The following is a 10,743-nucleotide window of genomic DNA, read 5'->3' as shown; positions in this document are numbered from 1 at the left end:
TTCAGAATTAAAGAGCTTTTATGAGGGGCTCGTTAAAAAAGGGAAAAAGAAAATGGTAGCGTTTGTAGCACTAATACGAAAAATTATTGTTATCGCCAATGCCAGATTAAAAAAATTTGAACAGAAAAAATCGCTAACTGCGGTATCACTGTGAAGCTGTGAATAAGGTGTGTAAAATGACTATTTATTATCCAGTTTTCAAACTTGCTCACAGCAATTCAAACATAGTTGATCCCGGCTCGGCCGTGAAGGTTTTGTATGCTTCAATTAATACAGCAGATGCCCCCGCGGGAGGACGACGGGTTTTTAAGTTTTTCACGCTTTACCACGGGTGGGTAATGATAGAGGCCCCTTGTGTTAAGAAGCTTTGAAAGGAACAAGGTGAATGAAAGAGAAGCATCAACTTTACAGCCATTAGGGGTTTATGCTTAAGTTGACGCCTAGGCGTCTGCTCGAGGATAACAATACTTTTTAGAAATTAAGACTAATAGAAAAAATAGCCTAGAGTGGGAAACAGGCAGAAATGACGAATCTAGAATTGAAACGGCTGTGACTGGTGAATAATGCTATGGTTATGGCTTAACGATCACTAAGATTACTATCAAGAACAATAAAACCAAAGGCACTTCATTAAACCACCGATAAAATCGATGCGAATGCTCATTTCGGTCATGCTTAAAGGCAAACAAATATTTCCCACACATAAAATGATAAATCCATAAAAGACCGACTAATGCTAATTATAATACATCCAATTTTCTTGAACGAACCAAGAGCAATGCGCGATGAACAACCACGCACCAAAAACCGTGGTTAAAATGCCAGATAGCGTCATAATTCCGAAAAATAATTTGCGTTCCATTATTTTAAAGCGTGTGTTGCTGATGGCGTCCGCCGTTTCTGTATGATAAACAAAGAGTTGTGGCAAATAAAAAAGGCCCACAAACCAACACACGACGAAGATGAGATGAAGGGCCAGCATCCAACTCATGATGGGATTTCCCCCTTAACGGCACTATCATAAATTAAAGGCCCCAGATCAAAGAGCGTCACCCCACTTTGAATTTTTCTATTTTCGATTAAATGTCGTCAAAAAGCGAAGAAATCCTTTTTGAAGAAATCCTTTTTATTTAATAATAACTTCCCTTTGTCCGCGTAGATTTTCCCCTCTAAGTGATCAATTTCATGTTGCCATAAAACACTCGAATACTCGCGATGGTAACGGAAAGGCAACCTTCGACGTCCCATTCTTTTTTATCACTAATTGGTCTCCAGCTGGGATTGACTAATATGGTGGGTCCGTCCGTCTCCTCAACAATCGTTGTATCAAATAAATGTTGCTCTACTAAAATAATTCTTTCTGAAAACCCAACTTGGGCGCCGCAAAATCCGCCTTTTCCTGAAAGGATTTATAAAATACGCGCATAGCCTCTATTTTTTCTTTAGCCGCCTTTGTAAGGGGTATTTCTACCTCGGCTGCTACTCTAATATAAAACGGCTTGATTTTCTGAATTGATGGTGACAATTTCCATTGTTTTCTTCGTCTACATAGTAACCACAGCCCTTCTCGCTTTGCGGGAGAGATTTGGGTTTAATTGTACCCGATTGACTCTCTTGTGCAATAAATAGATAATTTAGTTATGAATGTACTGGCGCAAAAATCACCGACCTTAGTGTTAACCGAGGCAGCCGCCCGCAAGGTGAAGAGCTTAATCGACGAAGAAAACAACCCTCACTTGAATTTACGAGTTTTCATCACCGGCGGTGGCTGTTCAGGCTTCCAATACGGGTTTACCTTCGATGAAGGTATCAATTCCGACGATCTTGTCATCGAAAAGCAATTGGAGGAAGATGACGATGAAGGGAGTACGGGCCAGATAGCCTTAGTAAAATTATTGGTGGACCCTTTGAGTCTTCAATACCTTCAAGGCGCCGAAATTGATTACCGCGAAGACGTCAGTGGCGCTCAATTCGTCATCCGTAACCCAAACGCCAAAACCACCTGCGGCTGCGGCTCTTCCTTCGCTGCCTGACCACAACACTCCTCGATTAAAAAAAAGACTATAAACTTAATTTTAAACAGGTTTAAATAAGCCTACTAAATATTACCCTGGTTAAATTATGAAAGATGAATTGGTCAAACTCATCCACCAATCCAAGCCTTGGCTTAAAAAACAAACCCTTTCCGTATTTAAGAATGGGTATATTGCACGCCTCCAGACAGAAAAATTGCTCTTACCGGAATAGGATAACTTATAGCTTATTTTGATAGACCCTCGTCAAAGCGGAAAAAAACCCCTAGCAAAACATGTTTCACAAGCGCTTATCAAAGCTCAGCATTTTAATAACCTCCTATATTTAAATTGCGATTTATTAGAGATATGACAATGGATAACCTCTCCACTTTTCATCAAAGAAGCAGTGGATGAACTTCATTTAGAATGACCGATTATCCTAATTAATGAAGTTCAACGTTTAGAAAATTCTGGGTTATTGTTAAAAGCGTGTGCCGATTTGAAGTTGGATATTAAAATGATTGCCACCGCCTCTTCTCAGTTGGAAATGAAAAGTAAAGTGCAAGAATACCTAACCGGGCGTCATCTGGAAGCGTTGGTCTTGCCCTTAAGCTATCAAGAAATTGGTAAGGTGGATGAGTCGCAGTTAATCTATAGTTGTTATCCCGCCATCGTAAAAGCTTCAGAAAAATCCATTTTATTGCGGTAGATTTATCAAAATTACATTAAACAAAGATATTATAGAGATCTTAAAAGTTAGTAACCCCGATACAATGCAAAAATTCACTACTTTAATTGCTCATAGTTCGGGGCAATTAGTCAATTACAACCAGTTAGCCACCGACTGCTAAGTTTCAGCTTCTAACATCCAAAATTATCTTTCTATTTTAGGAAATACTTATACAATTGCTCGGATTACACCCTATGTTGGAAATAAGCGAAAGGGAATTACTAGCAATCCTATTTTTATTTTATTGATCATTGGTTTAGAAACCAATCATTGCGGAATTTGTCGACATCGCTTAATGGCAGATAAGACATTGGACTTCTAATAGAAAGCGCCATTTTTCAAGAATGACTTAAATTTAAAGAGCAATATTTTTATGATTTCATTATTCATTTTTGGCACATCCAGAATGGAGCTGAAGTTGATTTTTTATTGTATAAAAACGAAAACTGTATTATTCCTATCGAAGTAAAATTCAAAATGATAATAAAACCTATTATCAGCCGCTCTTTTAGATCTTTTATCGAAGCTTATAAACAAAAAATTGGTCTTTTTATTACTAAAAATTTTAATAAAAAAAATAGCAGTAAATAATTGTGAAATTTATTTCATTTCCTTTTCACGACTGTTTAATTTTTTTCAAATTTTAAGAGCCCGGCTTTAAAAGATAAACGTCAAAGCGGCTGCTTTTTCCTTCGTAAACGACATCGGGGGTGGGGCCGGGCAATGGGTTTGACAGGCGTGGGCGTTTAATAACGACACAGTACTTTGTTTTTTTAAAGCGAGCGCCAATAATTGCGATGCGTCGTCGTCGCCGACTAGGCGTCGTAAGATCCGCATTTCTTTTTTTAGCAAAGCTGATTTTTTCCTTATGGGATACATTGGGTCCATATAAATCACATCAAATTGCTTTTTTAGTGTGGCTAAATAAATTTGTGCGTCGGTTTCAATTAATTCTAATTTTAACAATTTAAACCATTCAACTGAATGCGCACGTTCTAACCCGTCTCCTAGCAAAAGAGCAAAACGGGATTGCGTTCGACCATCAAAACGTCACAACCGAGATTGGCCAACAAAAAGCATTGCGGCCTAAACCAGCCGTTAAGTCTAAAGTCGTAGGATGGGGACGTGATTTTAACCCGACAGCTCGAGCGATTAATTGCGAACGTCCGCCGCCAAATAACCGTCGATGTGCTGTTGCCGCCCCTTTAAGGAAATCGACGTAAAGTGGACCTGGCGCCTTAGTACCCGTGGGACGCACTTCAAGGTGAGCGGGAGTGAATACGAGTAAAAATGAATAGTCGGTCGAATTTAATGAAACCAGCGGCAATTTCATTTGACAAGCCAATTTTTCTGCCTCGAAAAGGCGAGCTGGGGTGGAATAGGTAATAGCCAGTGTATCATCCATCGTATTTTAAAACTAAATTGGTTTGCATTTGAGAGAACATCTCGCCCCTAAAGTGCGAAAACGATCCTCTAAGGGTTACAATAATGATAATGATAATGATAATGGTCAATAGAGGGGAGTGTTCCGTGATCCATAAAAAATAAAGGTTCTGCTTTGATTGATTGGCTTGCTTGTAGTGCTGGATTTTAGTTCACTAAGTTTTGGCAAAAATTGTCCCACCGGTTGCGCAGTGGACTCGACTTCTGGCAAATGCCTGTGTCTTTCGGGGACAAGCTTTAGCTTGGGGTCAAATTCCATAATATCACCGGATTTGAAGGAGATAACCTGCGGAAAACATTATTATCATTATTGTCCTGGCGCCGAATGGTCCCACTTAAGCCCGGGGCAAGTATGCTGCAAAGATCCAAAGGTTCCTACTCAATGTCGGTAGCTGCCTTTGGCATATTTGGTTTCTAGGAAAGCGATGAACTGACCTGCGATGTCAAAATCAAATTGTGCCTGCAACTCGCGAACACCTGTTGGACTCGTAACATTAATTTCGGTTAAATAATCGCCGATGATATCCAGTCCGACAAACCAGAGACCTTTTTTCCGCAGCGTTGGACCCACTTGCTTGCAAATCCAGCGGTCGCGATCCGTCAGTCCGCGTCCCTCGCCTTTTGCGCCGCGTGCTAAATTACCGCGAAAGTCGCCCTCAGGTGGGATGCGTGCAAGCGTGTAAGGAATCGGTTCGCCATCAACTAAAATAATCCGTTTATCGCCGGATTTGATTTCGGGAATAAATCGCTGCGCCATGACTAATTGATGACCATTCACCGTCATCGTTTCAATAACAACCGGAATATTTGGATCATTCACGGTTAAATAAAAAATCGATTCCCCCGCCATCGCGCCTAAGGGTTTAATGACAACTTCTTTCTGCTCACGAATAAATTCCTGTAATACCGCTTTTCGCGAAGTGACCAGCGTTTTTGGCGTGCAGTGTGGAAACCATCCCGTAAACAATTTTTCATTGGCATCTCGTAAGCTCGCGGGTTTATTCACCACGAACAAACCTTGTTTTTCAGCCAATTCAAGTAAATAAGTTAAATAAACGTAAGACATATTAAATGGTGGATCTTTTCGCATGAGTAACACGTTCAGCGCGCTGAGTGGTTTAATCTCGCTTTCGCTAAGATTAAACCACTGGGAAGGGTCATCCGCCACTTGAAGACGTCTCATTGAACCTAGAATTTTCCCATTTCGCAAAAAAATGTCGGCGGGTTCTAAGTAATGAACCTCGTGTTGACGCGCTTGCAGCGCCAACAGCATGGCAAAAGTGGTGTCCTTATGAATGGCGATATTCGCAATGGGGTCCATCAAAACACCAACTTTTAAATTCATATTAATATTGCCTTTTTAAAAATCTCGGCCGCAAGCGCCAGAGATTTATTTTTTTAAAATTTACTTTCACCTTTTGCTCCCTTTAATAGAAGCAATTCGCGAGCTGTCGCTAATGCAGCCAAGCGCGCAATGACACCGTAAATGTAAAATCGGTTAAGCGATTTATTATCAGAGAAAAAGGGTGCATTGCAGGCAAAATCGAAGGCTATCGGAATAAAGTCCATGCCAGGCGAATTTAGATTTTCATTGGGACCGCGACCCCTGTGAATGCGGTAAAACCCGCCGATCACGTGGCGCCCAAATAAATAAACCACGGGCTCTGCAACGGCATTACTTTCTTCCGCCGTTTCAAACGTATAAACACCTTCTTGCACGATGGCTTTTGTCACAGAGACCCCACCCTTGGAAGTGGACATTCGCGTGCGCTGTTTGCGGTTGAGGTGGCGCAACGTTTCTGCCTCCTGGATCATCATAACAGCCATGCCGTAAGTCCCAGCATCGGCTTTAACAGCCAGAAAAGGATCTTCTTCAATGTGGTATTGATCATATTTTTTCTTAATTGCTTGCAATATCCCTTGAGCCCGTTTGACTAAACACTCTTCACCCTCTTTTTTTAGAAAATTGACCTCAGGACATTGGTCGAAAAGCGGGCTGATCAACCATGGATCAATATCGATCATGGCAGCAAACTCTCCTGCCACCTCGGCGTAGGCGCTGAAATGGCCAGATTTCAACCGCATTGCCCAGCCAAGCTGCGGCGCAGGCATAATCCATTGGTTAACATTTTGGAAAACATCAGGGATAGAGCCGGACAGATCGTTATTGAGTATGACGCAACAAGGAAAGAAATCCTTTACACCCACCTGGTCCCCTTTGTGCAACAGGGGTTCGATCAATAATTGCCGCCCCGAAGATAACTCATGTGTTCTCGGCTCTTTCTGGGATTCGTCTAAAGAGCCGATCCGGACCTCAAAGCCCGCTTTTTTCAAGATTTCAGTCAATGCGCCTAAGCTTTCCAAATAATAAATATTGCGAGAATGATTTTCGGGAACTAAGAGTAAGCGTGTGACATCCGGGCAAATCTCCGCTATAGTGGCTTGCACGGCTTGGATGTAAAGGGGCATATAGTCAGGGTTAAGGTTATTAAAACCAGCAGGAAATAGATTGGTGTCAACGGGTGCTATTTTAAATCCTGCATTACGTAAATCAACGGAAGTGTAGAATGGCGGCGGTGTTTTGAGCCATTGCTTACGAAACCACGATTCAATATCAACTTGATCTTGAAAAAACAATTTTTCCAAATAATTCAAATGGTTGATAGGCAGGGTGATCTGTTTAAGTTCGCTTGGATTGTGAGACATGGTTAGTTCCTCTTTGGTAATTATAACGTGATACAGTGATGAACTGGATTGGTAAACTGATTGGCATGATGTTGGGCTTCATCTTGGCAGGTCCGATTGGTCTTATTATTGGTTTGTTTATTGGTCATGTTGTCTTCGATCAAGGTAGATTTCGACAGTGGTTTCAAACCACTGTATCCGCGCGATCTCAACCGTCTAAAATTCAAGAAGTATTTTTCAATACCACTTTTCGGGTTATGGGTTTCGTCGCGAAAGCCAATGGTCGTGTTTCTGAAAACGAAATTCGTCAAGCGCGTCAGGTCATGCAACAAATGAATTTGGATGATAGCATGAAACGCGAAGCCATTCGTTTATTTACTGAGGGCAAACAGCCCAACTTCAACTTTGATGAATCATTAAACGAATTAAGACAGGCTTGCGTTTTTCAGCCTGCGCTCTGGCGGGTATTTTTAGAAATCCAAATTCAAATAGCTTCGGTGGACGGTCAAGGATTGAGTGGGGAAAAACGACAGGGTATTGCAAACTATTTGTCAACAGCTTGGCGTGTTTGAGTTTGACTACAATCAATTCGAGCAGCGGTTTCGCGCCGAACAAAATTATCAACGCTATCAGCAGCAGGCAATGCAAGATCCTCGCGCCTATTTGAATGATGCCTACAAGATATTGGGTTTAACGTCCGCGCCAACGGATTTTGAAATCAAAAAATCCTATTATCGCTTGATGAGTCAACACCACCCTGATAAATTGATGGCAAAAGGATTACCCCCGGAGATGATGAAAATGGCGACTCAAAAAACCCAACAAATTAAAAAAGCTTACGAACAAATTCGTAAGGCGCGAAGCATGGCTTAACGATACGAGGTTATGGCAAGTAACATGAATAAAAGAATTATTTCCGCATCGATTTTATCCGCTGATTTTTCTCGATTAGGAGAAGAAGTGAAAGGCGTGATCCAAGCGGGGGCTGATAATATTCATTTCGACGTTATGGATAACCATTTTGTTCCTAATTTAAGTTTTGGTGCGCTAGTTTGTAAAGCGCTTCGTGATGCAAAAATTGCAGCACCTATTGATGTCCATCTAATGGTGAAAAATCCGAATGAATTCATAAAATCCTTTGCAGAAGCCGGCGCTAATTTAATTACCTTTCATCCTGAAACCGTAAAAGATGTGGAAGACACCATAGCCCGTATCAAGAAAGCCGGTATGCAGGTGGGGATGGCCTTCAATCCTGAAAAATCTTTATCTTTATTCACTTCATTTTTGATGAAAATAGATTTAGTTTTGTTAATGTCCGTCAATTCCGGTTTCGCCGGTCAGTCGTTTATGCCGGAAAGCTTGGAAAAAATCGCAGTGACAAGGCAGCTATTGGATAATCTGCAAAGTAAAGCATTTCTGGGTATCGATGGTGGAATTAAAATTAATAATATTGCAGATGTTTCTCGGGCGGGCGCAGATTTTTTTGTGGTGGGTTCCGGTTTGTTTCATTCATCGAACTATGAAGAAAAACTGAAAGAAATGCGCTATGCTATTAATGATTGATAATTATGATTCTTTCACCCACAACCTTACACGATACTTCGAAGAATTAGGCGCTGCAGTGTCGGTTTATTTTAATGATAGAATTTCATTAGCTGATATCGCTGCATTGAACCCAGAGCAGATTGTTATTTCTCCCGGCCCTGGGCGCCCCGAAGAGGCGGGGATTACTTTACCCATGATCAAAGCATTTTTTGGCAAAATTCCACTCTTAGGGATTTGTTTAGGTCATCAAGCGATTGCACAGGCCTTTGGTGCTAAAATTGCGTTAGCGGAAAAATAATATAATGCATGGAAAAACTTCGATCATCCATCACAGTGGAAAAGGCGTTTTCAAGGGGGTTAATGATTCGTTTGTAGCCACGCGCTATCATTCTTTAATCATCGAGCGTGAATCGTTGCCTACAGAATTTGAAATAACGGGGTGGACAAACCCAAATCAAGAAATTATGGGAATTTGGCATGCGCATTATTCATTAGAAGGCGTACAGTTTCACCCTGAATCCGTGTTAACGCAGCACGGTTATTGGCTTTTAAAGAATCTTCTAAATCCAATAAGCCAACGTGGTCATCACCTTTGCGTGAAAAGCCATTAATTTTTTTACCACGTAAGGCAATTCTTTGGGGCCGCTGGATCTCGCGTTCAGTCCATGTTGGATTTCATCTTGCTGCATATATTCCACAATTTTCCGACTTTTTAGGTCGCTTGAGGGTATTTTGCGTAAATGGTCAGCCAAATGGATTTCCACCTGTTTTTCGGTTTCTTCAACGAACCCTAAACTTAATGGATCGCCTGACAGCCCGGCTAATAATCCGATGAGAAAGGAGTTCATATACCAAAAAGCGTTTAAATAACTAGTGTGCCCCCCCAATTCCTCGAGTCGTTCTTGGCACCACGCTAAATGGTCTGTTTCTTCTTCGGCCGCTGTAGCAAACAACGCACGAACCGCCGGGTTTTTTGCCATAGCCATTTGTCCATGATAAAGCGCTTGAGCGCAAACTTCACCACTGTGATTCACACGCATAAAGCCAATACTTTGTTTTTTTTCAGCAGAGGTAAGAGCAGGCTGACTCAGATCTTTAGCAGGATTTTCACGCTGCGCCACCGGCTTTCCGAAAAGCGTTTCTAACATCGCCTGACCTTGCAGAATAGCCTTGTCGATCGCAGAATAATGGCGAGAATTATTGCTCATACTTTTTGTGGACTTAATTTAAGCACTTTAATTCCATCAAAATGCTTTCCCCCGTCAGAAAAATCATAAGCCACTTTGACCGTGCCGGCGAGTGTGCAGGCACTACAGCCATCTTTTAACTGTTGAGTGAAAACGAGACGGTAAGCATTTCCTGGAAGTTTTATTTCCTCGGGAAAATCGAGTATTTGCCACGCATTCACATGAGGGTATTTTTTCGCAATTAGCTCATAATTGGGCATTGTTTTTAATTGTTTTTTAGTAATGAGTAAAGGGAGTGGAATGAATTGGCCCGAATGGGTTACCAGAAAGTAGCCCGTGCCTTGGTCCGCAATATAAGCATAATCAGCTAGGATGATATCGATGTTTTTATAAGAGCGTATTTTTTTAAAAATACCTCCCTCTGTGTAGTTGAAAAACGTAAGAGACTCCTTGCAGTGTGGATGCCGCACCAATACCTCATGCACACAAAGTTTATAATTGGTGAATAAATCTTTTAGCTTGCAACGAGATTTTTCAATTTCTTGGGTACAAATTTTGGCGGTGTGCCTATTAATGCCCCCGACAAAATCCGTTATTGTTTGGGTTTGCGCGAAAGCAGAGCAAAAAAGAAAAGCAAATACCCCTAAAAACCACTTGATTTTTGCCATTGGCCCCCTCAGACAATCTAAATTACCATATTATAACAAAGTAGCTAGAGAGGCAAGGCGACTTCGCAGGGTACGATTAAAAAGGGAAAGAGGCCCTATCATTACCCACAAGAAAGACCAAAAAACTTAAAAGCCGACAACCTCATAATCCCCGCGCAGCCGGGGATTATGAGTCTCCATCATGATATAAATAGCGTTCAGAGAGAAATCCCCAGAATACCCGAGGGATTACGGGCACGAGCGATCGTGCGGGAGTTGATTTTATACAATCGACTGGATCAAGATCCTCGCTCTATTCTCTCGAGACGTTTGAATAGAGATTGGTTTTTACCACGGCTTTTAATTTCTCCTCCTAATAACCAATAACCCATCGCTTCGTCTCGGTTCAACCACTCTGTATAACAAACGATTCAACCCCCGTTCCATCCGCTGCGTTAATCTCAGCGCTTCGCTCTCTAAAATCAACGCTA

General features: G+C 41.5%; 6 protein-coding genes and 6 pseudogenes. 5 read left to right on the top strand and 7 right to left on the bottom strand.

Annotated elements, in window-relative coordinates; all coding sequences use genetic code 11:
• Positions 1–572: 572 nt before the first annotated feature.
• Positions 573–991, bottom strand: a pseudogene (locus OWO34_RS08560) (CopD family protein).
• Positions 988–1,532 (bottom strand): annotated as a pseudogene (locus OWO34_RS08555) (peptide deformylase). The pseudogenes OWO34_RS08560 and OWO34_RS08555 overlap by 4 nt, the downstream one beginning before the upstream one ends.
• A 93-nt stretch (positions 1,533–1,625) precedes the next feature.
• On the opposite strand from OWO34_RS08555, the gene erpA reads away from it, so the two are divergent.
• Both erpA and OWO34_RS08545 read left to right on the top strand, forming a co-directional pair.
• The gene (gene erpA / locus OWO34_RS08550; RefSeq protein WP_267257199.1) at positions 1,626–2,033 is read left to right on the top strand and encodes an iron-sulfur cluster insertion protein ErpA; all 408 of its coding nucleotides are present in this window, start codon (positions 1,626–1,628) and stop codon (positions 2,031–2,033) included.
• 88 nt (positions 2,034–2,121) lie between these two features.
• Positions 2,122–3,406 (top strand): annotated as a pseudogene (locus OWO34_RS08545) (ATP-binding protein).
• Here the strand turns inward: OWO34_RS08545 and OWO34_RS08540 are convergent.
• The 3 genes and pseudogenes from OWO34_RS08540 to gshA all read right to left on the bottom strand — a co-directional run bounded on the left by OWO34_RS08540 (position 3,389) and on the right by gshA (position 6,894).
• Positions 3,389–4,150, bottom strand: a pseudogene (locus OWO34_RS08540) (class I SAM-dependent methyltransferase). The pseudogenes OWO34_RS08545 and OWO34_RS08540 sit on opposite strands and share 18 nt — an antisense overlap.
• A gap of 417 nt (positions 4,151–4,567) precedes the next feature.
• Entirely contained in the window at positions 4,568–5,533 is a 966-nt protein-coding gene (gene gshB / locus OWO34_RS08535; RefSeq protein WP_267257198.1) for a glutathione synthase, read from the bottom strand.
• Positions 5,534–5,586: 53 nt separating this feature from the next.
• Positions 5,587–6,894 (bottom strand): glutamate--cysteine ligase, encoded by a 1,308-nt coding sequence (gshA, locus tag OWO34_RS08530; protein WP_267257197.1) that lies wholly within the window; start codon positions 6,892–6,894, stop codon positions 5,587–5,589.
• Positions 6,895–6,929: 35 nt separating this feature from the next.
• On the opposite strand from gshA, the pseudogene djlA reads away from it, so the two are divergent.
• From djlA to OWO34_RS08515, 3 genes and pseudogenes are all read left to right on the top strand, one after another.
• Positions 6,930–7,746, top strand: a pseudogene (gene djlA, locus OWO34_RS08525) (co-chaperone DjlA).
• Positions 7,747–7,758: 12 nt separating this feature from the next.
• Positions 7,759–8,436, top strand: a complete 678-nt coding sequence (gene rpe / locus OWO34_RS08520) for a ribulose-phosphate 3-epimerase (protein ID WP_323808286.1) — start codon at positions 7,759–7,761, stop codon at positions 8,434–8,436.
• Positions 8,420–9,029, top strand: a pseudogene (locus OWO34_RS08515) (anthranilate synthase component II). The gene rpe and the pseudogene OWO34_RS08515 overlap by 17 nt, the downstream one beginning before the upstream one ends.
• Here the strand turns inward: OWO34_RS08515 and coq7 are convergent.
• Complete coding sequence (gene coq7 / locus OWO34_RS08510; protein WP_267257195.1) at positions 8,979–9,626, bottom strand: 2-polyprenyl-3-methyl-6-methoxy-1,4-benzoquinone monooxygenase; 648 nt, start codon at positions 9,624–9,626, stop codon at positions 8,979–8,981. The pseudogene OWO34_RS08515 and the gene coq7 sit on opposite strands and share 51 nt — an antisense overlap.
• The gene (locus OWO34_RS08505) at positions 9,623–10,273 is read right to left on the bottom strand and encodes a hypothetical protein (RefSeq protein WP_267257194.1); all 651 of its coding nucleotides are present in this window, start codon (positions 10,271–10,273) and stop codon (positions 9,623–9,625) included. Before OWO34_RS08505 ends, coq7 begins: the two co-directional genes overlap by 4 nt.
• Positions 10,274–10,743 lie beyond the last annotated feature (470 nt).

Source organism: Coxiella endosymbiont of Ornithodoros maritimus, assembly GCF_907164965.1.
Lineage (GTDB): Bacteria > Pseudomonadota > Gammaproteobacteria > Coxiellales > Coxiellaceae > Coxiella.
Note: the sequence above shows the minus strand (reverse complement) of the source record. Positions and strands in the feature narration are given on the sequence as shown.